Origin of the sequence: Zhongshania sp. R06B22 (assembly GCF_040892595.1) — a bacterium.
GTDB classification, from domain to species: domain Bacteria; phylum Pseudomonadota; class Gammaproteobacteria; order Pseudomonadales; family Spongiibacteraceae; genus Spongiibacter; species Spongiibacter arctica.
This window is the reverse complement of sequence record NZ_JBFRYB010000001.1, coordinates 2,406,178-2,428,541: the sequence shown is the minus strand read 5'-3', so window position 1 is coordinate 2,428,541 and position 22,364 is coordinate 2,406,178. Positions and strand designations below refer to the sequence as shown.

Here is a 22,364-nt window from a genome sequence, read left to right as displayed (position 1 = left end):
CTTTAACAAATTCGCGGCAGTAGCTCGCCACTAGGTATGTCGATCAAACGCTCGCCACCCATTTGGGTCAGTAGCGACACCAGTCCCGGATAATGGTCCGTTACCTTGCCAATTCGTCTGGCGTGGACGCCCGCTGCTTGAGCCTGCATTGCCGCCAGGGCGGGCTGTTCATCCTGTTCAGGAATAATCGCGACCATCGTGCCTTCATTGGCAAGGTAGAGGGGATCCAAGCCAAGTATTTCACAGGCACCGCGAACCACCGGCCTGACTGGGATCAAAGTTTCCATGATTTGTATGCCAAAAGAAGAATCCGCAATTAATTCATTTAGTACGCTGGCCACGCCGCCACGGGTGGCATCGCGCATAATGCGTGTATTGGGGCAGACGCTAAGCAGTGCTTCGGTCAAAACATGCAGGGGCTGGCAATCACTGTCAACCGGGATAGCCAATTGCAATTCGTCGCGGGCGGCTAGCACGGCAGCGCCGTGATCGCCAATAAAACCACTGACGATAACTATGTCGTCGTTGCGAATATGTTCGCGGCCCAATTGGCGCTTGCTAGGAATCACGCCAATACCGGCGGTATTGATAAATAAACCATCGGCTGCACCTCGATGGACGACCTTAGTATCGCCGGCAATAATTCGAATATTCGCTTGGTCAGCAGCGGTGCGCATGGATTGCAAAATACTGCTCAAGGCCTTGATTGAAAATCCTTCTTCAATAATCAGTGCGCAGCTTAAGTATCGCGGTATCGCGCCAGACATAGCCAAATCATTGACTGTGCCATTGACTGCCAAGGAGCCGATATCACCGCCGGGAAAGACCAGCGGGGTAATGGTATAGGAGTCTGTAGTGAAGGCTAGGCGATCACCTTGGTTGATGAGTTCCGCCATGGCAATACTGGCGGCATCGCCATCATCGATAGGGCCGGAACATAGAGTGGGTAAAATCAGCTGCTCTAATAGCCGATGCATGTCACGGCCGCCGCTGCCGTGGGAGAGGTTTATGGTGTCACCCAAAGGGCGTATTGGCGATTTAGACACGCTTGGCCCCCATACGCTGCTTTCCGTAATTGTAATAGGCGGCACAGGCCCCCTCGGAGGACACCATAAGTGCGCCCAACGGTGATTCGGGCGTGCATGGATTGCCAAAAACTTTGCACTCCATGGGTTTTATCACACCCTTTAGCACCTCTCCGCACTGACAGGACTTTGGATCTGCAATGCTGATATTTGGCACACTAAAACGCTGTTCGGCATCAAATTTAGTAAACTCAGGCGCCAGCATGACCGCCGAGTGATTGATTGAGCCAAGACCACGCCACTCAAACATATCTCTGAGCCGAAAAACCTCGCCGATAGCTGACAGCGCCTGAGCACTGCCACCGGATTGCACCACCCGTGAATATTGGTTCTCCACATGGGGCTGTTTGCTCTGTAGTTGCAGTAAAACCATATAAATGGATTGCAGAATATCCAGGGGTTCAAAACCTGCCACCACAAAGGGCAGGCGATAGTCTTGGGGGATAAAATCAAAGACTTTAGTGCCAATAATCATGCTGACATGACCGGGGCCGAGAAAGCCATCTAGGCGCATATCAGGGGAATCTAGGATCGCTTTGATAGTAGAGACGATAGTGATGTGATTGCAAAACACTGAGAAATTGGCAATTTTTTCTCGTGCCGCATTCAATACCGTAAACGCGGTACCGGGCATGGTGGTTTCAAATCCCAGTGCAAAAAACACCACTTCTTTGTGCGGGTTTTTGCGTGCTAATTCAAGTGCGTCGGCAGGGGAGTAGACCATGCGAATGTCCGCGCCAAGGGCCCGTGCTTGCAACAGGCTTTGAGCTGACCCCGGTACTCGCATAGCGTCACCAAAGCTGGCGATAATTACATTGCTGTTGTTAGCGATGGCCAGACAGTCATCGATGCGGCCCATAGGCAATACGCAGACTGGGCAGCCGGGGCCGTGAACAAATTCAATTTCAGGCGGGAGAAGGTCATTGAGACCAAAGCGAAAAATACTGTGGGTATGCCCCCCGCACACTTCCATGATTTGCAATGGCCGCTGACGGCCTGTCATTAATGATGGCAGCATGGCTGAAATCTCGGCCAGCAGCCGTTTCGCAAGCTGCGGATCGCGAAATTCATCGACATATTTCATGGCGTCATTAGGCATTCGGCTTTCCTGTTAATTGGCTGTGCACCAACTCCCACAGAATATGGTAGCTGAGGACATGGCATTCTTGAATGCGATGCACGCTGTCACTTTTGACAATCAAACAGTGATCAACATCACCGCTGCGGGCAATGTTTCCCCCATCACCGCCGAGTAGGGCAAAGGTGTTAACACCCATTTCTTTAGCTTGGGCAAAGGCTTTGCTCATGTTTTTAGAATTGCCGCTGCTTGAAATACCAAACAAGGCATCGCCTTTTCTAGCAAGTGAAATAAGAGGTCTGATAAAAACTTGTTCAAAACCAACATCATTGCCAATCGCCGTTAGCATCGCGGTATCGGCACTGAGATTAATGGCGGGCAAGGCTGGACGCCCAGTGGTGACTGGGTGGTTAAACTCAACAGCTAGGTGATTGGCGTCGCAGCTTGATCCACCATTACCCATGCACAAAAGTTTGTCTCCGGCGGCAAATACTTTGGCCAGGGCGCTGGACATAGTGAGTAGGGCATGAGAATTTTCGGCAAAAAAAGTTTGCTGCACTTTCTCGCTGGCTTTGGCCTTGGCCAGTATGCCTTCGAGCAAGCCGGTGTTGCGTGAGGCAGCATTCTGATCTTGCGCTGAGGTCAAGCTCAAATGCGGATATAACAAGCCCAATGTGTCGTGTTGCTCAGTCATCGCTTCCCACTTTTTCTCCATTACCTAGCTCACCCAGACTCTTTAGCAGATCTAGTGTCAAGCTGGCCTCCTGTTCATTGATCCGTGCCATGGCAAAACCCACATGTACCAGCACCCAGTCGCCAACACAGCTTTCTATAGGGTGTTGTTCATTCACTATGCAAGCCAGATTAACGACTCGCTGGACGCCATTGACATCCACTGTACCCAGCCGATTTTCGGCGTTATGGATAGCGATAATTTTGCCGGGAATCCCTAAGCACATAAATCATTCATTCCTGTGTTTGCTGTTAGTGACCGGGCTGCGGTCACTACCGCCTGACCAAAAGCCAGACCGCTATCATTAGCGGGGATGAGGCTATGGCTTAATACAGTAAAGCCCCGCGCTTCCAAACTTTTAATGGTCAGTTTTAGCAATAGGGCATTTTGAAATACGCCGCCACTGAGGGCCACAGTAGGTTCCTGCCAGTCAGTCGTCTGCTGAAACAGTTGAGCCGCCATTGCCGAAATTGCATTGGCAAGCCCATTATGAAAACGCCGCGCGATATCAGTGTGTGCGGCACCTTTGAGCAAATCGTTTAGGAGCGCTTGCCACATTGTGCTGAACGCCAGTTGTGAGCCATCGATGCTGTCTACCACCGCAATAGGATAACTACCCTGATCAATACTTTGTTGGGCAAGGGCTTGAAGCTTCATTGCCGCCTCACCCTCATAACTTAGTTTTTCAAAGCAAATTTCCAGTGCGGCGGCCACCGCGTCGAACAGTCGTCCAACGGATGAGCAGAGGGGCGAATTAGTATGGCTTGTCATCATACCTTCTAGTGTTCTAATCGGTTTGGCCGCTAATAATTTAATTATGGCTAAGTCCGAAAATTCATCAACAAGTGACGACCAAGACAAGCTGGTATGTAATTGAGCCAATAAACTGCGCCAAGGTTGTTGGGCTGCTGACTCTCCACCCAGCAATGGAAATTGGGTAATGTGCCCGAGGCGCTGAAACCTTTGGTAATCCACCAATAAAAATTCCCCACCCCAAATTGTCCCATCAGGACCGAGGCCGTTGCCGTCGAATACCACCGCAAGCACTGGCTGACTCTGCAATGCGCGGCCATTTTCAGCTAGGCAGGCTGCCGCGTGGGCATGGTGGTGCCAAACCGGCTCTAGCTTCATACCCGTCTCACTGGCAAGTTCAGCCGCCTGAGTACTGCTGAAATAATCCGGGTGCTGATCGCAGGTAAGTAGTTCTGGCTTAAAGTGATTCATGGCGGAGAAATCTATTAACTGCTGTTGATAATCTTCACATTGGGCTGGACTGTTTAGATCCCCAATCCAAGCCGACAATACCGCATGGCGGTCACTGAGCAGGCATAAGCTGCTTTTATAATGCCCGCCAAAAGCCAGTGTCGGCGGGCATTGTTCAAAACCTGGTGGCAGTGCGGTGGCTGCTGGAACATAGCCTCTTGCCCGGCGCAACAGGCGGGGCACGTCATTGACTAACTGTGCGACTGAGTCGTCCAGACGATGAGTAATGGCGCGGTCGTGAAATACGATTCCGTCGCAAAGACTGTCCAGTACTTGCAATGCTTGGTCTAGCTTATAAAGGGGTGGCTGTGCGGATGTGTTGGCGCTGGTGAGTACAATTGGCCCCTTTATCACTGTCAGTATGAGATGGTGCAGGGCGGTGTTGGCTAGCATAAAGCCAAGATCTTGCAGCCCTGGAGCAATTTCACTAGCAAGCAAGTCCATTTTTGTTTTTAACAGCACAATGGGTGCCGCGGGTGACTCTAACAACTGTTGTTCGGCGGCTGAATAATAGGCATACGGATCTATGTCTGTTGGACTTTCCACCATGAGGGCAAAAGGTTTTTGCGCTCGCTGTTTAAGTTTACGCAGTCGTGCAATGGCTGCTTCATTGCGAGCGTGGCAGGCCAACTGAAAGCAACCCTGGCCCTGAATGGCGACGATTTTTCCGGCAAGAATATCCGCAGCGGCAAGGGCAATGACATCACTCTGATGATCTACTGTGTTTTGACGATAACGCAGCGTCGGCCCGCATTTTGGACAAGCGGTGGCGTGCGCTTGAAAGCGGCGATCAAGTGGCGAATTAAATTCCAACTGGCAGTCGCTGCACAGCGGGAAACTCTGCATAGACGTATTGCTGCGTTCCCAAGTTTGAGCTTTGAGAATACTAAAGCGCGGTCCGCAGCTAGTGCAATTGCTAAAGGGGTGATGATAGCGGCGGTTATCGCTTTGGAATAACTCGGCAATACATTGCTCGCAAATAGCGCGATCGGGAATGATACCGCTGCGATGAACTTCACCTGAATTGGATCGCGGGCGCGAATCCTGTATTAGGAATTTATTGGGTGGGTGGCCGACTAATGCTTGCCGTTCACACTGATCTATCCGTGAACCCGGAGGCAGATGGCTAAACAAGGTCTCCAAAAAAAGTTCAAGAACGGGTGCTGGAGCCCAGATCTGAATCAAGACATCAGCGCCACAATTGGCAACATCGCCGCGTAATTGTAATTCGGTGGCTAGACGATAAATACTCGGCCGCATTCCTACGCCTTGAACCAGGCCGCTGAGGCGAATACATTCGCCGGCGAGGGCTTGAGTTTTTGACAGTGCCGCGGGGGAGTTCATAAGGCTAGCTGCCGTAAAATAACGCGGCTATTGCCGGTGTCGGCAATGGCGATTTGATTCTGGTAAACGTCTATCCCATAGGGCCAGCAAAGACTGTGTTTATTCACCTCAAGCCAAGCGTTGTCGCCACAGTGGGTAAAATCAATTTGCCCTAGCAGGGCTTTGGCAGCAGCGCCAGATTCTAGGTGACCGTCATGCCAGGCCAATAGGCGCGAATTGGCCGTGTCAGCGACAATTAACCAGTGGCCATAGCTGCTGATTCCATAGGGCATGCTCATACTTTTGGCGCTGGCCCCCATAGCGCCGCCGTTGTGAAGACTGTTGACACTGTCAGTCTGGCCGAGAATCCACTGACTTTGCGCATGAGATTCAGGTAGCCGGCTGTTATAGACCAAGACCCGATTGTTGCCGGCATCGGCAACACAAAGTCTGTGCTGCCAAAAACACAAGGCATGCGGCCAGCGCATACTGCCAGCACTGGCTGTGGCGCCGCCATTTTCATCGCGGCATTGAAAATTACTCTGCCCCAGAATACGATCGGCGGGCTGACCATTGGCACTGGGTTTGGTGTCCCAAATTAAGACGCGTCGATTGCCCGTGTCGGCAATATATAGCCGCTCACCATCACTCAATACACCAGAGGGCCAATACAAGGTGTTTGCCTCGGCATGGTTTTCGCCGCGATTCGCCAGCGCACTGTTGAAATCGCGCTGCCCCAAAACAATATCTGGTGCTTGCTGTTCTGTTGGTAGCGTTAGCCAAATTAATACTCGGTGATTCCAGCTGTCGGCAACTGCAATTCCCGCGCCGTGGGCGCAGATGCCGCAGGGCACATTTAATGTATTGGCGCTGGCCTCGCTACCGCGATTGCGTGACTCTCCTTGATCTTGTCCAAGGACAATATCGGCGTCGGTTTGACCTGATTCGGGGTGCTGCCATCCCAACACCCGGTGGTGGCCGGTATCGCTCAGCCAGAGCGAGCCGTCACTTGGATGTCGGCAAAGTCCCCTAGGCGCAAAGAGAGAGCTGCGATCGCTGCGGATAGGCGAGGGCAGGCCCAATGCGTTTAACTCTCCACCGAAAATGCGCTGGGGATCGTCGCAACAAATACTTTTGTTATCGATTTCGCTATTAATGTGAGCGGCGCTATTCACTGTGCGAACTCGTTTCAAAGGGACTTATAATTTGAATGGTCTGAACATCGTCTGTGGGTTTTGGTTTTTGCTCGAGATAAATATCTTTGATCCACCCGCAGTGTTCGCGCAAGGTCTTTTTTACCCCTTGTTCTAGGGTGATTTGCGAAGAGCCACAGCCATCGCAGGCTCCGGTCAGGCGTATAGTGACCTCGCTTGAGGATGAAATAGACACAAGTTCTACGTCGCCACCGTGCTGCTGTAACTCTGGCCTAACAATATCCAAAGCGTTGAGAACTTGTTCTTGCAGCGACGGTTTGACCAAGTTGTGTCGGCGCAACATGCCGTAGACTAAGGGGTCTTGGATAGCACTTCTAAGTGCGTTCTTAGCGCTAGGCTGCTGGGATAATGATTTAATTAAGTTCCGCAAAGCACTGCTATGAAACGCTTCGATAGCCGATTTCAATTCAAGCGCCTTGCTGCGCGGCTCGGCGTCCCACTGCTCAATATCAGCAAGCAGCGTATCGATTTTCAATGCAAGTTCGTCGCTCTCGACATTGTCACTATTGAGTTGGAGTTCAGCTGACACCGGCAGTAGCCCCCTCACTTTGTGCGTGCAATTCGGCAATTAATTCATCCATCATCTGCGCCTTGCTGTGTTCACCTTGATGTCTAAATAATTTTTGGGCAAGTGTGGCGTCGGCGAGGGCGCGCTGAATATTAGCTACTTGGCCACTGTTTGCCTCGCTTATATCATCGGGTAAATCACGCAGACAGTTGGCGCGGTTAGCCAGTGTGTTGGCTTGGAGCAGGGGAGAGTCACGTCGTAATTCCAGAGCCAGATCATAGGCATCCAGGGCCCGCAGTTTATTGGCCAGCGCTTCGCCGCTGTCGCTGTATTGCAGTGCATTACCAAGATTATTTTGCAGCATGGCATATTCAGCGGGATGTTGCTTGGCGTCGATATTTGCTAAGGCGGTTTCAAAAGCTTGCACGGCCAGCGACTCATAAAGCCGATGCTGACCGCTGTCCCTAGGCATGGATAGCCATAGAGTCGCCAAATTATTGTGGATGATGGCGTATTCGGCGGGGTGGCGAACACTATCAAAGACACGCAGTGCGCGTTGATAATATGTTGCAGCAATTCGCCCATCCATTGCGCCGCTGGCAGCAAGGGCTTGCACCACAAGGCCTTGCTGCATTTCGGCGCCGGCGCGCTCTTCGTCTAAAGTCAAAATACCTATGGCGTTTTCGAGCAGTAGATAAGCCTCATGTAAGGGTTCGCTGCTTTCTCCCGGCAGCTGAGATAATGCCACGGCCAGCTGTACCTGCAATGTTGCAGAGGTTTCATCAGGTAAATCGTCCAGAGAGATGGCGCAGCGCAACAAGCTAATGCCACATTGTAGATCGTCGGCGCTTTGCGCCTGACTTTGCAGGCCCGCCGCGACTTCGGCGAGCATGGCGGCTTTTTCCTCGGCGCTGGCATCGGCTTCTTCAGCCATGCGCTGGGCCATATCATGGGAAATGCGCGCTCGGCTTTGAGTGGTCTGAGCGTCGCCCACAAAGCGCTGGAACAGTTGTTCAATCAGTAAGTTGGCAGCTTGCTGAACTGGCGGACTCAATTCCACTGCAAGGCCAAGTTCGCCGGCTTCAATCAGAATCACCTTAACGTCTTTGGGAAAGGATTCCGCAAAAATCTGCCGTCCAGTGTACAGGGCATGTTGCCAGCGGAAATCGTGCATATTGGTCACCGGATCAGTGCTGATATGCAAGTCAGTGTCTGCCAGCTCAAATACGCTGCCCGGCGCACTCCCGCTGCTCGCCGCGTCAATAATCAATAATGAATTGCTGCCACGGGCTTTAAACATGACATCCATGCCACCGGTGCCGGCATCAAATACTTGCACCTCGCTGAGCTGGTAGCTGCTTAGGCGCTGTTTTAATTGTTGGGCAATATAGGGGCCGACACCATCGTCACCTCGGTTACTATTGCCACAGCCAATAATTGTCTGCATTGCTTTGCCTCTAAGGAATTTGAAACCGAGCCAGTTCGCTGCCGGAATCGGCATCATGGGCATGTACGGTACAAACCATGCAAGAGTCAAAAGAGCGAGCCACGTGACCGACTTCAACGGGATCGAGAGAATTCGCGATCGGTGCGCCAATCAGTGCTTCTTCCAATGGGCCGCGATGACCGCGACCATCGCGGGGGCCAATATTCCAAGTGGTCGGGGCGATAATTTGATAGTTGTGTATTTTGCCTTTTTTCACTTCAATCCAATGAGCGAGGGCGCCACGGGCGGCTTCGGTGGCACCAAAACCACGACCATCTTGCTCCTTGGGCTTGATATACCATTCATCATTTAAACGAAATTCTCTGAGGCAGTACTGGGCTTGATTGTAAAGCTTGGTCAGGTCATGCATTCGGGCAAAGTGCCTGAGCAGCAGATTGGAGCCCTTCATGTTTTTCATCATGTCGAGAATCAGGGGGTCTTGAACCTGCCAATCTTGACCTTTTTTCGCGGCAACCAGGTTTCTCGCCAGGGCGCCTGTTTCCAAACGGCCAAAGTCATTGTGAAGTACCGCGGTGCTCCAGGAATATTTTTCATCGTGATTGATGGTGTTTTTCGGAGCTGGTGTGGTGTCGCGATCATAGGGATGAACGTCATCATCACCTTCCTGATACCAAGCTCGACTTGTATTTTCCCGCACGGCAGCCTGATCCATTTCCGAATGGGTATTAGTGCTGAAGTCGTAAATACCGCTTTGCATTCGCATTGCTGCGGCGCGGCCCTCGATAGTGGGGTTTTGATAGTGATCTTCATGGGGCAGATAGCCCCAGCTCATGAATTTATCCGGCCCGCGACCATAGGTGTTGAGGCCAATATCCATACCCATTCGCCAGTAGAGGCCGAGGTCAGAATTGGCGTGTTTAGGGGATTCATCCAGCCACGCTTGAAAATCATCGTAACTGCGAATCTGGCTGTATCTCTCTAGGCTGCAGCCCAACCAAATTGGCTCAAGCCACTCTGTGCGGAAATACTCCAAGATGGCTCTTGCTCGCGTTACATCAGTCAAGGTTGGGGCGCACATAACGCCCCCGGGCACCATATAACTGGAATGCGGCCACTGTCCGCCAAATAAGGCATATATCTCTACAGGACGGCCTGATATGGCTATGCCGCGCTCGTAATTCCGACCCCTATAAATCGCCCAGCGTGCCACTGCTTCCTCGTAAAAAGGGCTGTTCTTATACTTTATGTTGGTAAAATCTATTTGAAATAAGCCGTAATGATGGCGGACAAAGCTTTGCAAGCTTTCGGCTATCTGGCCCAAGTTACGTGCCAAAATGGCGTTGCGGGGCACCTTGGTTTGCCAGGCTGTATCTAACGCCCACGCGGCACAAGTCAGGTGTGACGCGCCGCAAATACCGCAGGCTCTGGGTGTCACAATAAGCCCTGCCTGCGGATCTTTGTCTTTTAAGATGACCTCAAAACCCCGGAATAGCTCGGCGGTAGTCCAAGCATCCACGACCACGCCGTTTTTTATATCCACCCGAATATCTAAATCGCCCTCTACCCGGCCAACCGGAGAGATATCAAGGCGTTTCACTTCACTCATGAGTTGCCCTTATACAGTAAATATATCGTCTTCGGCCCACTGCGGCGCAGCTTGCTTGGCTGCCGCCGTCAATTTCATATAACCGACTTTGTCGAGGCCCGTTGGTAAATCCTTGGGGAAACCCATTACTGTCTGGCTTTTAAAGACCGTTCCCGGCGCTAAATCAAAAAACGGAAATTCCGGTTCAGTGCAGCCCAAGCAGGGCATACCAACCCGTGTTTTGGACGCCTGACGATTCCACAAAATACGGTTGCAGGACGACCGCGTCATTGGTCCTCGGCAGCCCAAGTCGTAAAATAAACAGCCTTTACGTTGACCAAACTCGGTGGCCGCCACTTTGTAAGAAAAGTGCATATTACGGGTGCATCCGGTCTGGGTGAAACTAGTAAAAAAGGTTTTCGGCCGCTGAAGATCATCGAGAGTGATTTCACTGGCACGACCGGTGGCTATGGCCACCAGAATTTGGCTTATCCAGTCAGGGTGGGCAGGGCAGCCGGGTATATTGATCACTGGTAGACCCGCTTTACTGCGGTAATCTGTGCCTAGAGCGCCTCCTGGACGTTTTTTAAGGAACTGTAAGCCTTCCGAGTCAGTGGGGTTTGGTGCTGTTGCTGGAATGCCGCCCCAGCTTGCACAGTCTCCGACGGCGACTACATAACTAGCTACATCAGCTAAATCATTGACCCAGTCCTTCATCGGGCGACCGCCAAAGCGATTCCATTCACCGCTGCCATCAGGGCCATTGATAACGGTGCCTTCAAACACAAAAATATCTAGTTTAATTTCGCCATTGATGCAGGCCTTAATTTTGTCGGTGACGGCAGAGCCAATTTCTTCACTAAGCGACGGATGCCAAAGTATATTGATGCCAAAGTCAGTGACTAAGTCGCAGACACTGGGTTCCTCGGCATTGAGAAACGACATGGTATTGCCGGAACAGGCCCCGCCTTGCAGCCATAAAAGATTAGCCATTATTTACCTCAGTCATTGCACTTTTTATTTTGAGGTTTACTTGGGTGCAGAGTGATTATTTGATAGTGGTATAGTTATCACAAACTGCGTGCCTTCACCGGGCTGACTCTCTACGTGAATAAATCCTCCAAGTGATTGAGTGACAAGGTTAAAACTTATATGTAAGCCTAGGCCAGTCCCACCCTTATGTCGACTGGTAGTGAAGAATGGGTCAAACAATTTTGGTAGGTTTTCGGCAGGTATACCTTTTCCGGTGTCGCGGACGATTATTTCTATTTGCTCGTCTATTGTTTTTGCAGTGATAAAAATCTCACCCTGCTCGCCTTCGTCGTAGCCATGTAGGGTGCTGTTCATCATTAAATTACTGAGCACTTGATACAGGGATCCTGGGTTAGTGACGAAGACTATGCCGACAGGGCAGCTTAGCTCCACCGTGACCCTGTGCTTTTTCAGTTGGGGCTGAAAACTGGTAAGAATTTCTTGCAAGTAATCGTGTAGATCAATTTCTCGATCGTCATCATTGGTTTGGTCTACAGCCACATGTTTAAAACTGGTGATCAAAGTAGCAGCTCGGTCCAAGTTTTTGGATATCAGGTTGGCGGTATCATTAAGGGAAATGACGAACTGATTTAATTCGGATCTCTTTAGGGTGTTTTCTGCCAGCGATTTTGACAGCTCGGAAGTGCTGCTGGATAGATACGAGGCGGCTGTTACGCCGACACCTATAGGGGTGTTTATCTCGTGAGCTAAACCAGCGACAAGCGACCCCAAGGACGCCATTTTTTCCGATTGCACCAGTCGTTCCTGCGTGTCGCGGAGCTGCTGAATGGCTTTTTCAAGCTCGGTATTGCTACTTTGGGTTTTATCGATCTGCTCTTTTAATTGCTTCTCGCGCTCCTTGGTCTCGGTAATGTCGGAAATAACACCCACGTAAGCGGCGCTGTTGCTGGATAGCATTTGATTAACAGCTAATGACATGGGGAAAACACTGCCGTCTTTCCTTTGTCCCAGAACTTCGCGACCGATACCAATTACTTTGGCCTCGCCAGTATCGGCGAAATGTTGCAGGTAGCCGTCGTGCTCGCTGCGATAGGGTTCAGGCATTAATACTTTTACATTACAGCCAATGAGTTCGTGGGCACGATACTGGAAAATATTTTCAGCAGCAGGATTGATAGATTCGATTGTGCCGACCTTATCGATGGTTATGATGCCATCCAATACGGTTTGAACAATGGTCTGAATTTGTCCGGCGGAGATGTATAGGGCCTGTTCAGTACTTTTTCTGGCGGTGATATCTGTGGTGATGGTGGTCGCGCCAATTAACACGCCATCGTCATGTGAGTGAACAGGAAATATTGAATACTCAACGTCAATAATGGTGCCATCTTTACGCAGCCTTTGTGACTGCATAACTGGCACAGTTCGTCCTCGAAGGACTTTGTCTAGGGACTTTTTTAGTTCACTTGCGCAATGTACCGGCGCTAGGCGGCCCCAGTTTGATCCTAGGGCTTCCTCTTCGTTGTAGCCGAAAATACGTTCGGCGCCAATACTCCAGCGGAGGATGTTGCCACTAAGATCGACACTGACAATAGCGCTGCTAGCACTCTGAAGAATGGCGTTAAATTCAGAGAAAAAGTAATGATCAGCTTCCGTACGAGTCATTGAATTAGGGGCTAATTCATGCGGTGATTGGGAGGCATGCTGGCATAGTCGTGGCGTTTATATTCATTAAGCTAATCCCGTTTTTGACTTGCTGATGTAGTCTTTCAAGCCCCGTTCTACCATCATAATTAATCTTTGTGCAGTGACGCTATTTTTTTGTTCGTAGTGATTACACCCATAATTCCGCTCTGCTTCTAACTCTGAAATAGACACGGGATGCCCTGAACGCAAAATGATATGTGTGCGGGAGTTCTTTTGAGTATCTCGAATATACGACGCTAGTACTAATCCAGCATCTTCGGTTTCCATCACCACATCGAGAAGTATAACGGGGAAGTCTGGGCTAGCTGCGAGCAGCTCCCGTGCTTCTTCACCAGTAAATGCATGAACAATGTGGAGCGGGCGTCCAAGTACAGTCTGTTTATCTAGTATGAGATTAGTCACATGATGTATATCTAAATCATCATCAACGACAAGTATTTGCCAAGACGCTGAGCTCGCGCTGGAGTCATCTTCGTATTGCTCATGTTCATCTAAAAACTCTAGAAGGTCGGTATCCGATTCAGCCGTCATTTAATGATTCCCACATAACAAGCCATGATCTTTGAATAAATCTTATTTTGCGTATCAAGCCATTAACACTTACGAGCAGCAATAAGGGCTATCACTTAACTATATATGCGATATGCTGTTTTGCCGCTTCTTTTGCTCTGACACCGGTACAAATTAGCACCTCGCAGAGCATATTTTCCGGTTATCAAAAGCGTCATTTCCCATGCTCTCATTTATCTTCTTGGCCTTGCTCGCTTTTACACGACTGCCCCTGTCTGTGTTGTTACTTAAGTCCACTAGGTATATCCCTTAGTTTGTTCCGGTCTATTAGCCGCTAAGCTGGCAATGGGTGGTGTTATGCCCATGTCTTGCGAGGTGATATGAGTCAATTTAGGAAATACCTAGCTGCAGTGATCGATTTAGTCTTGATCGCTGTCGCTTTCGGAGGACTATTATTTGCCTGCAGCAATCAGGAATCCGGCCGCCAATCGCTTGCTCAAGAGTCTGCGATGATTGTGCGTGCTCTATATCAGTCGCCCTTAGATAGGTTTTTAAACTTAGATGCTGCTGGGTGGCAGCATGAGTTGGAGGCAGGTGTTTATTACCATGATGGTGATAGCGGGCTCTTGTTGGATGTGCGTTACTGGCAAGAAACCACAGATCGCGTGGTAGAAAAAATCCTTGAAGCGGGCTATACCGTAGATTATATAAATGCGGCTAATCAGCGAATATTTGTATGGGCAAGGAGTGCCGAGCAGTTGGCCGGATTATCTAAAATTCAGGGTGTTAGCGCGGTGTCGGTAAGTCGCTCAGCGCCAAAGATGGATCTAACCCTAAAGGTTTTTGATGAGCTTCAACAATAAGATAGCAGTGTATTTATGTTCATCTCTTATGGTTTGCAGTGCAAATTTAGTGATGGCAGAGCCAAATCTAAAGCGAGCTGCCCGAGAAAATGGAAATGTCGCCGCTAAATTAGACAGTCGCCTGCAAACCTTAATCGAAAAAGGAGAGGGTTTGATTAAGGCGGACACTGCAGAGCTAGCACAAAGTCGTTCAATTGGCCGTGATGCTGCCGCTGGCGTGCCGGTGGAGCTGTTTTTGCACACTGCAGAGGGCTTGAGCCGGTTTTTAGCGGAGGAGGGCATTAGCTTGCGCTTCCTCTCTGACGACGGCAGTCGCGCAACCGCATTAATCGGCGGGGGCGCAGATTTAGTGTCCCTCTCAGAAAATCCTAATATCCGCGAGATACGCTATTTATTGCCACCCTTAGTCAGAGTCGGCTCGGTTACCAGTCGCGCGGCCAAAGCAATGCGCGCTGATGTGGCGGCCACTACCTTGGGTGTCAATGGCAGCGGACAAACCATTGGGGTAATGTCTGATAGCTTTGCCCAAACGGCAGTCGTTCGCGACGGTAATACCACACCCGCTAAGTTTGCCTCTGGAACCTTGCAGGGTAGTCGGCAACAGGACGGCGGCGATTTACCCAACACCATCACTATATTAAGAGACGATGTTGCTGACGGCACCGACGAAGGCGCCGCCATGGCCGAGCTGATTTACGATGTGGCGCCGGGATCATCACTGATTTTTCACGCTGCTGGGCAGAGTCGCGCCGAGATGGCCGATGGTATTCGCAAACTATGCGCGTCGGGCAGGGCAGACATTGTGGTCGATGATATTCTCTTTCTTAATGAGAGCGTTTACCAAGATGACGTGCCGGCACTTGCTGCCAGTGAATGCGTTAGCGCCGGTAAGCCTTATCTATCGGCGGCGGGAAACGACGGCGATCAAGCTTATCGCTATGTATATAAAGACTCCGTTACCGCGCTTGATGAGCCGGGGGTAAGCCCGTTTCCAACGGGAAATGATTTACATAATTGGAGTTCCAACGGCAGTGACCCCTTTCTAGAGTTAACCATTCCCGCAAACTCAACCGTGTTCGTGGTGCTGAGTTGGAATCAGCCCTCTAGCTCTGTCAACGCGGCGAGGGGAGCACAAATCGATCTAGACCTATACGCTACGACGGCGGAGTCCTTGATGGCCCTCAACCCAGCTTCGGGGAGCTTTTTTGCCCGCAGCACGGACGAGCAAGGGATTACAGGCAGCCCAAGAGGTGACGCATCAGAAGTCTTAACATTGACGTCTGATTCGTCTCCCAAGACGTTTTACATTGCGGTTGAGCACTTTGCTGGTAGCCAAGAAGATATTCCCCAGCAAGCTGGTGTGCCGCTAGAGTTCCGTATTTTGCTTACCGGTGATCGAGTCACTAGTGTCGAGTATCCCTATAATGGCCCAGCAGTTTGGGGGCACTCAATGGCTGCGGGCATTGCGTCGGTTGCCGCCGCGGCTTGGTGGGAGTCTCCTGAATTTAGACCAGAAGGCTATGACAGCATAGAAATTGACCCCGAAAGTTTTAGCTCTCGCGGTGGTGAGCAAGTCTTACAATTTGACAGCAATGGTGAGTATTTACAGCAAACGCGATCAGCGCCGCAATTCACCGCGATAGACGGCAATAATAATACCGTACTTGGTTCAAATGTCGCCGCCCCTGAAGATGGTGAACCCGATAACTTTTTGAATTTTTATGGGACCTCCGCAGCGGCGCCCAATGCAGCGGCAGTATTCGCATTATTAAAACAAGCGTATCCCAGTGCCACGCCCGCGCAATTAATTAGCGCTACTCAAACCTCGGCCATAGATATAAAAGGTTTTCGCGCCACAGTGGGTGCCGATGAGGTGACGGGGAGTGGCCTGATTAATGCCGAGGCAGCAGCCAGTGCCCTAGCATCCTTAGTAGGTTCAAACCCTCCGCCGGTAACGCCGCCACCCGCAGCGCCGTCCTCGGGTGGAGGAGGCGGTGGTGGCGGTGCATGCTTTATCGCCACAGCGGCCTACGGCAGCTATTTAGCGCCGGACGTAAAGGTTCTGCGAGACTTTAGAGATCACGTATTGCTGCCCCATAAATGGGGTCGGCAGTTTGTTGCGGCATATTATCGTTACTCACCGCCCATCGCCGACCACATCGCGGGGTCAGAATCATTGCGCCTTGTGACCCGAGTCGGGCTAAGTCCCTTGGTGTACGGTTTAAAATATCCCCTAGTGGCAGTCTTGTTGCTAACCGCTGGGCTGCTGCTTTCAGTGCGTCGGCGGCGTTTTCATAAAGTCCGAGTGTATGCTGCGACAAGTTAAACTGTAATTAACTACTCTAAGCCGTTGATTTTTCGAAGTAGTATAAGTAGACTGCGAACGCTTTTTTAGCACTATCGCAAAAGCGGAATCGATGTATATATCGTACCCCGCGTATCACAATTGGCTCACGCCAAACCCCTTAGCCCGGGTGGTGAAATCGGTAGACACAGGAGACTTAAAATCTCCCGACAGCAATGTTGTGCCGGTTCAAGTCCGGCCCCGGGCACCAATAAAATCAAGTAGTTACGATGATTTTATATCCTGAGACACCACCCGGATGTCCTACTCATACTTTTGTGTAGACGCTATGTAGACGCTTTGCGAGAAACTTTAGTCGATGCAGCGTGCTGGTTTTTATTTCTCAAAAAAGTACGGCGTATATTGTGGTTTTTCGTTAGGATGCAACTTTGCCAAGTTTTGCGTTAGAGGCAAGACCTCGTCGACAAGCAGCTCGTATATCGTAATAAAATAAATAGTAGTAGGAAATTTTGATTGTGGCGGAACTAAAAGTAAAAAGGGACACGAAGAAGCGAAAAATCTGGAGCCCCGTGCGCAGCAAATGGCTCGCGGAAACGCCAGAAGAAACAGTTCGCCAGAAATACTTGCTTGTGCTGATCAATGAATACGGATTTACTCTCGATCAGATCGCTGAGGAGATAGACTTGACGGGCCGGGGTTCGGCTTCCGCTCGTGCCGATTTTGCAATCTGGCGCACCGCTAAAGATAAAGCGGACGATAACGCGCCGTTCATCATCGTAGAATGCAAATCCGATAATGTCACGATCAAACCACATGACTATGATCAGGGTGAAAATTACGCCCGTATCTGTGGAGCTCCCTTTTTTGTTACTCACAACTCAAGGGAGACTAAATACTGGCGAGTTAAAAAGGACAAGGTGCCGGGCTATACGGAAGAGATCGAGAACATTCCCCACGGCGACGCTTCTGAAAAGGATATCGAGGAGCTGTTATCCAAACTTCGTGCCTTTAAGGAAAAGGAATTCGCCGACTTGCTGCACAAGTGCCACAATATTATCCGCAATCGGGAAAAGAAAGATCCCGCAGCAGCCTTTGATGAGATTGCCAAGGTACTCTTCATAAAAGTATATGTAGAACGCTCGTTACTCACTCGACGCAGCAGGACAAATTTGTTCACCGTTGATGTGTTGAAAAGCCAGATTGCAGAAAATCCGCTCGACAGCCTTTTTCAGCAAACGAAGTTGGCTTACATCGCGGACAAAATTTTCGAGAAAGATGAGCGCATTAACTTGAAGCCTGCCACCGGCGAAGCGATTGTCACAGAGTTGGAGAAATACAACCTCTCAGACACCAATGAGGACGTGAAGGGCGTCGCTTTTGAACGTTTTCTCGGCCGTACCTTTCGTGGCGAGATTGGTCAGTTCTTTACCCCTCGCACTATTGTCGAATTCATGGTGCACATGATCGATCCTAAAGAAGGAGAGATTGTCTGCGACCCGGCCAGCGGCTCAGGCGGTTTTCTGATTCGAGTGTTCGAAATTGTGCGGGAAAAGATCCTCGCCGACGCCGACCGCGAGTACAACGCTTTCAAGGCCGATGTCGAAAAGGTCAAATCTCTCACCGAAGAGCAGCGGGCCAAAAAGCTCCAAGATAAATTCACTGAGGTTCAGGCGCTAATTGATCAGAAGAGCGAAGGTTCGCGTCTTTGGAAACTCTCCAACCGCTGCATCTACGGCACTGATGCCAATGACCGGATGGCTCGGACCAGCAAGATGAACATGATTATGCACGGTGACGGTCACGGGGGGGTTCATCACCATGACGGCTTTTTGAATGTTAACGGTATCTTCGAAGGTCGTTTCAATATAATCCTCACAAACCCTCCTTTCGGCGCCAATGTCGAGCCCACAGACAAGGTCCTTGAGGTAGATATCAAGGTTGATCCGGATGCAGAAAAGCGCTATTTGCTCGAGCACGGGGCGCTATATCGTGAGGCACAAAACCGGGTGAAGGCTGCGCTCAACAACCCCATCGCTAGCCTGTTTGATCTGCCCAGAAGCAAGAAGGCTAAGATCAAGACCGAGGTGCTCTTCATAGAGCGCTGCCTCGACCTTCTGATGCCCGGCGGTCGCCTCGGGATCGTGCTGCCAGAAGGCATTTTCAATAATCCTTCCCTTGCCTACGTGCGCGAGTTTACCGAAGCCAGAGCCTTTCTTCGCGCAGTGGTCAGCCTGCCACAGGAGACCTTTGTAAGCTCTGGGGCCAGCGTGAAATGCTCGTTGCTCTTTTTGCAGAAATTTACTGAAGAAGAGCAGCAACAGTTTGACGAGGTCTACGCCGCCGCTGAGTCGGAAATTAAGGCTCATTACGCCGATGAGATCAAAACGGAGCGGGAGCGGCTGGAAAGCGAAATCGAGGCGGCCAAGCAAGCTAAGGACACCGAGCAACGGAAAGGCCTGCAAATGGAGCTCAAGGGCTATTTGAAGGAAATGGAAGTCAGGCAAACTGCTGAGGCGCGACAGCTGCTTAAGAAGCGCCTCGACTACCCCATTTTCATGTACGAGGCGGAAAAGGTCGGCATCTCTGCCACCGGCGAGGACGATCAGAACGAGCTCTACCCGAATGACCGGCAGCCCGCCGATTGCGAAAAAACGTGCCTAGAGTGGTACCGGGAATTTATAGCCAATCCGGGCGCCTTTGCCGTAGCGGAAGGAGCCCAGTGATGGGCGAATTGGTTCAGACCAGACCGCGGGCTTTTAGCGTCGGCTTCCTAGGCTTACAGACCTGGAGCGTTGCAGCTCAGTTCGCCGTTAACTGGAACTGGCCTGATGAGGTCATCAAATCGTTGGCTAGCATCCTCAGACGCCGAAACGAAGCCGCTCTGGAAACGCTGACGTTAGAATCCGTGGTTACCCTGCTGACCATTCGTTTTGACGGCTCGATTGAGCCGCGTGAGCCAGTCCGCATAAGGGACATCAAAGGACGGCTGTTTCGTGTCTACCCCGGTGATGTAGTTTTTTCAAAAATTGATGTGCGTAACGGAGCGATCGGGCTTGCGCCCGATGACATTGAGTGCATGTGCGTCACATCCGAATTTCCTGTTTATTCCGTCGATTTCCAAAAAACAGATTCGGGATACGTGAAACTGCTGTTCCGAACAATTGCGTTCAAGAAATTACTGAATTCGATGATCAGTGGGGCATCGGGCCGAAAACGGATTCAGCCAACCCAGCTTGAGGGGGTAAATGTCCCAATCCCTTCGCTGCCAATTCAGCAAAAAATTGTGACCCATTGGGAGGCAGCGGAACTGGAGCGGGCGGCAGCAGATGCCGCTTTGTCGGCTTTGGTTTTGGAGCTTCATTCGTGGCTCGTCAAACAGACAAAAGGATTTGGTCAGGTGACTCGCTCCAAGGTGCTACTTGCCAATTACGAGAACACTCAGCAATGGGATGTCAAAGCCGGTCGAGCCGCTGCATTCATCACGGCCAATCCTGACTTCATACGGCTCGGAGATTGCACGGAGGAATGCACGGAAACCGTTAGGCCTTGGGATGCGCCGGAAGAAGAATGGCCTATTTATGGGGTGAACAACAAAGAAGGTATTTTTCTGAGTTCCATGCAGGCCGGAAAGGATTTCAACGCACCTTATAAAAAAATTGAAAAAGACTGGTTCTTTCACAACCCCACACGTGCCAACGTCGGATCGCTCGGTATCGTGCCTGATGTGCAAACGGATGCGATCACCAGTCCTGAATATCAGGTGTGGAGGCTGAAAGGCGGTTTTCTGCCAGACTTTATGCCGCTTATGCTGAGAACGAATTACTTCCTTGCATTGGTGACCTTCAACCGTGTCGGCGGCGTGAAGCAGCGAATGTACTACACAAACCTGGCAGAAATCAGGCTTCCCGAAGTTCCGACGGAGGTGCAAAAAAACTTTGCCGACCGGCGGCAAGAGATTCTGGCAAACATCGCAGCGGCCAATGAAAAGCTGGCTCAACGAAAACTAGATATAGAGAAAATGATTCTCGGCACCCACACGGTTGAGGTGCACTGAAATGTCAAAAGGTCGTCAATACATCGAATTCGAGGGGCTGTTTTCAGAGAGCGTGCTGGGCATCTTCCGTATCATCCGGGGCTTTGCCGATCTACGCGATTTGGCGACTGTCTCAGTTCCCTACAAGATGGAGGATGGTGAGCAGGGTTTTCGCGTGGTCGGCCATCAACGTGGGGAATCGGCCAAGCACGCTGAGGAGATCAAGAGCTATCTAGAGCAGAGCGAGAACCGCTTTCTTCCGGAGGTGATCCTTTCCGTTCGTATGTCGGTCAAGCTGATGGTCAATCGTGGTGAGATCGATCCGGACGAGCTGGGCTTGGGCGAGATGGTTTTCGGAGTAAAAAGCGACAACGGTGGTCTGGTGAATATATCCCGCCGCTATTCGAGCCCGACCATGCGCATGCAGCGGTTGCGTATACGGCGCGGTGATTTGGAGCAGATTAAGCAGGATAAAATCATCCGCCGCATCGACGGCAATCACCGCCTGCACTTGGCAGAGCAACTCACTGAAGACCCCAACACCCCGACCAAGTACCTCGCTCCATTTTGCATGGTGCTGCTCGGTCCGACGGATAACGATGCCGACGACTTCGCCGAATCGTTGATCTTCCATACCATCAACAGCACCGCTTTACCTCTGGAGTCGGAACACGGCCTGCGGCTGTTGCTGGGGCAAGACCCGGCGCACGTCATGACACCAGACAATGAATTCGCCTACAATCCAGCGTTGCACCTTACAAGACTCTTGGTCGACCGCTTGCGAGGTCTGCCGGAACCCGCGCGTCAGCGCTTCGGCGAACGACCATTGACCACGCTGTGGGAGTCAGCCCGCAATCTGATTGCTATGGACGAGGCCATCACGCACGACCGGCAATCGCTGATCACCTTTGCCGATGACCTGTTTGCCGCGCTTGCGGACATCGCCACCCGACTTACCGTCGACCATCCGTCACTATGTAGAACCTACGGTTTCTTCGAGCTGGCGGCGCGGGTCTGGCGAGAGGCTGTGGGGGGAGATCACGAGGAAAAAGTTCGCTGGACAGTGGACTATCTCGATCGCATCGGCCATTGGCTCGGCGGCCAGGGCATCACTGACCTGCTTGACCCCCTCTCCCCGGCGGAGCAGCTACTCAAGATCTTCAAGGCAGCGCAGTCTCGTACCCCGAAGAGGGTTTTCCTCGCCCGTTGGTATCCGCCGCAAAATGCAGCAGATGATGCCTACAATAAGGCTAACTTGCGCCTACAGCAGCTTCGCCAAACTCTAGTGAATCTCCAGCAGCTGCATGGGGTGGCTCTGGAGTTGGTCGATATGGGCACGGAAGAAGGAGGGACATTCCCGATCCATAGTCGGATGTATGAGGCCATCGCTTCTGCGGATATCATCATATGCGACCTGACCGGGCATCGGCCGAATGTCTACGTTGAAGCTGGCTTCGCACTAAAACACCATGAATCTAATAGGCTCATACTACTATTTGAGCCCCAGAGCGTCGGTGACTCGGTGCCCTTCGACTTGAATACTTTCAAGTATGTGCAAGTGTCTCAGGCTGCTGAAATCCCTGAAAAGTTGACCGCTGAACTATCAGCGATATTGCAGGAATCAGGAGTGGCGATCTAGTCGTTTTTGTTTGTCGTACAGTTATTGACAGAACTCCAAGGAAAAGCATTTTAAAACCTGACTGATCCTCAGTGCGAA

At 51.0% G+C, this 22,364-nt stretch carries 17 protein-coding genes and 1 tRNA gene; 6 read left to right on the top strand and 12 right to left on the bottom strand.

Translation table 11 applies throughout. The features are described 5' to 3' along the window. Positions 1 to 2: 2 nt before the first annotated feature. The 12 genes from hypE to AB4875_RS10995 form a co-directional block, all read right to left on the bottom strand. Positions 3 to 1,046, bottom strand: coding sequence for a hydrogenase expression/formation protein HypE (gene hypE, locus AB4875_RS11050; protein ID WP_368376112.1), 1,044 nt, complete (start codon positions 1,044 to 1,046; stop codon positions 3 to 5). Next, positions 1,039 to 2,184, bottom strand: a complete 1,146-nt coding sequence (gene hypD, locus AB4875_RS11045; RefSeq protein WP_368376111.1) for a hydrogenase formation protein HypD — start codon at positions 2,182 to 2,184, stop codon at positions 1,039 to 1,041. Before hypD ends, hypE begins: the two co-directional genes overlap by 8 nt. Beyond that, on the bottom strand, positions 2,177 to 2,878 hold the full coding sequence (locus AB4875_RS11040) for a D-sedoheptulose-7-phosphate isomerase (protein ID WP_368376110.1): 702 nt from the start codon (positions 2,876 to 2,878) through the stop codon (positions 2,177 to 2,179). Before AB4875_RS11040 ends, hypD begins: the two co-directional genes overlap by 8 nt. Further along, positions 2,850 to 3,122: a HypC/HybG/HupF family hydrogenase formation chaperone gene (locus AB4875_RS11035; protein ID WP_368376109.1), complete on the bottom strand. Its 273-nt coding sequence runs from the start codon at positions 3,120 to 3,122 to the stop codon at positions 2,850 to 2,852. The genes AB4875_RS11040 and AB4875_RS11035 overlap by 29 nt, the downstream gene beginning before the upstream one ends. Beyond that, a complete protein-coding gene (gene hypF / locus AB4875_RS11030; protein WP_368376108.1) occupies positions 3,113 to 5,503 on the bottom strand; it encodes a carbamoyltransferase HypF in 2,391 nt (796 codons plus the stop codon). Before hypF ends, AB4875_RS11035 begins: the two co-directional genes overlap by 10 nt. Next, a complete protein-coding gene (locus AB4875_RS11025) occupies positions 5,500 to 6,657 on the bottom strand; it encodes an NHL repeat-containing protein (protein WP_368376107.1) in 1,158 nt (385 codons plus the stop codon). The genes hypF and AB4875_RS11025 overlap by 4 nt, the downstream gene beginning before the upstream one ends. Then, entirely contained in the window at positions 6,650 to 7,225 is a 576-nt protein-coding gene (locus tag AB4875_RS11020; RefSeq protein ID WP_368376106.1) for a NifU family protein, read from the bottom strand. Before AB4875_RS11020 ends, AB4875_RS11025 begins: the two co-directional genes overlap by 8 nt. Beyond that, positions 7,215 to 8,651, bottom strand: a complete 1,437-nt coding sequence (locus AB4875_RS11015) for a hydrogenase maturation protease (protein ID WP_368376105.1) — start codon at positions 8,649 to 8,651, stop codon at positions 7,215 to 7,217. Before AB4875_RS11015 ends, AB4875_RS11020 begins: the two co-directional genes overlap by 11 nt. 10 nt (positions 8,652 to 8,661) lie before the next feature. After that, a complete protein-coding gene (locus AB4875_RS11010; protein ID WP_368376104.1) occupies positions 8,662 to 10,257 on the bottom strand; it encodes a nickel-dependent hydrogenase large subunit in 1,596 nt (531 codons plus the stop codon). 9 nt (positions 10,258 to 10,266) lie between these two features. After that, entirely contained in the window at positions 10,267 to 11,229 is a 963-nt protein-coding gene (locus AB4875_RS11005) for an NADH-quinone oxidoreductase subunit B family protein (protein WP_368376103.1), read from the bottom strand. A 36-nt stretch (positions 11,230 to 11,265) separates the two neighbouring features. Further along, a complete protein-coding gene (locus AB4875_RS11000; RefSeq protein WP_368376102.1) occupies positions 11,266 to 12,894 on the bottom strand; it encodes a PAS domain-containing sensor histidine kinase in 1,629 nt (542 codons plus the stop codon). Between the two features lie 66 nt (positions 12,895 to 12,960). Further along, on the bottom strand, positions 12,961 to 13,467 hold the full coding sequence (locus tag AB4875_RS10995; protein ID WP_368376101.1) for a response regulator: 507 nt from the start codon (positions 13,465 to 13,467) through the stop codon (positions 12,961 to 12,963). 359 nt (positions 13,468 to 13,826) lie between these two features. Between AB4875_RS10995 and AB4875_RS10990 the strand changes: the two genes are divergently transcribed. The 6 genes from AB4875_RS10990 (at position 13,827) to AB4875_RS10965 (ending at position 22,286) form a co-directional block, all read left to right on the top strand. Continuing rightward, positions 13,827 to 14,309, top strand: coding sequence for a hypothetical protein (locus tag AB4875_RS10990; protein ID WP_368376100.1), 483 nt, complete (start codon positions 13,827 to 13,829; stop codon positions 14,307 to 14,309). A gap of 52 nt (positions 14,310 to 14,361) precedes the next feature. After that, complete coding sequence (locus AB4875_RS10985) at positions 14,362 to 16,635, top strand: CFI-box-CTERM domain-containing protein (RefSeq protein WP_368376099.1); 2,274 nt, start codon at positions 14,362 to 14,364, stop codon at positions 16,633 to 16,635. Positions 16,636 to 16,777: 142 nt separating this feature from the next. Beyond that, positions 16,778 to 16,864, top strand: a tRNA-Leu gene (locus AB4875_RS10980). Positions 16,865 to 17,129: 265 nt separating this feature from the next. Further along, entirely contained in the window at positions 17,130 to 19,337 is a 2,208-nt protein-coding gene (locus AB4875_RS10975; protein ID WP_368376098.1) for a type I restriction-modification system subunit M, read from the top strand. Beyond that, positions 19,337 to 20,668 carry a restriction endonuclease subunit S gene (locus tag AB4875_RS10970; protein ID WP_368376097.1) on the top strand — a complete coding sequence of 444 codons (1,332 nt, stop codon included), beginning with the start codon at positions 19,337 to 19,339 and terminating at the stop codon, positions 20,666 to 20,668. The genes AB4875_RS10975 and AB4875_RS10970 overlap by 1 nt, the downstream gene beginning before the upstream one ends. Position 20,669: 1 nt before the next feature. Next, on the top strand, positions 20,670 to 22,286 hold the full coding sequence (locus AB4875_RS10965) for a ParB N-terminal domain-containing protein (RefSeq protein WP_368376096.1): 1,617 nt from the start codon (positions 20,670 to 20,672) through the stop codon (positions 22,284 to 22,286). Positions 22,287 to 22,364 lie beyond the last annotated feature (78 nt).

Bases quoted from the DNA above. Each gene is read 5' to 3' on its own strand.
- hypD (WP_368376111.1), bottom strand. From the start codon at position 2,184: ATGCCTAATGACGCCATGAAATATGTCGATGAATTTCGCGATCCGCAG.
- AB4875_RS11040 (WP_368376110.1), bottom strand. From the start codon at position 2,878: ATGGAGAAAAAGTGGGAAGCGATGACTGAGCAACACGACACATTGGGC.
- AB4875_RS11035 (WP_368376109.1), bottom strand. From the start codon at position 3,122: ATGTGCTTAGGGATTCCCGGCAAAATTATCGCTATCCATAACGCCGAA.
- hypF (WP_368376108.1), bottom strand. From the start codon at position 5,503: ATGAACTCCCCCGCGGCACTGTCAAAAACTCAAGCCCTCGCCGGCGAA.
- AB4875_RS11015 (WP_368376105.1), bottom strand. From the start codon at position 8,651: ATGCAGACAATTATTGGCTGTGGCAATAGTAACCGAGGTGACGATGGT.
- AB4875_RS11010 (WP_368376104.1), bottom strand. From the start codon at position 10,257: ATGAGTGAAGTGAAACGCCTTGATATCTCTCCGGTTGGCCGGGTAGAG.
- AB4875_RS11005 (WP_368376103.1), bottom strand. From the start codon at position 11,229: ATGGCTAATCTTTTATGGCTGCAAGGCGGGGCCTGTTCCGGCAATACC.
- AB4875_RS11000 (WP_368376102.1), bottom strand. From the start codon at position 12,894: ATGACTCGTACGGAAGCTGATCATTACTTTTTCTCTGAATTTAACGCC.
- AB4875_RS10995 (WP_368376101.1), bottom strand. From the start codon at position 13,467: ATGACGGCTGAATCGGATACCGACCTTCTAGAGTTTTTAGATGAACAT.
- AB4875_RS10990 (WP_368376100.1), top strand. From the start codon at position 13,827: ATGAGTCAATTTAGGAAATACCTAGCTGCAGTGATCGATTTAGTCTTG.
- AB4875_RS10985 (WP_368376099.1), top strand. From the start codon at position 14,362: ATGGCAGAGCCAAATCTAAAGCGAGCTGCCCGAGAAAATGGAAATGTC.
- AB4875_RS10970 (WP_368376097.1), top strand. From the start codon at position 19,337: ATGGGCGAATTGGTTCAGACCAGACCGCGGGCTTTTAGCGTCGGCTTC.
- AB4875_RS10965 (WP_368376096.1), top strand. From the start codon at position 20,670: ATGTCAAAAGGTCGTCAATACATCGAATTCGAGGGGCTGTTTTCAGAG.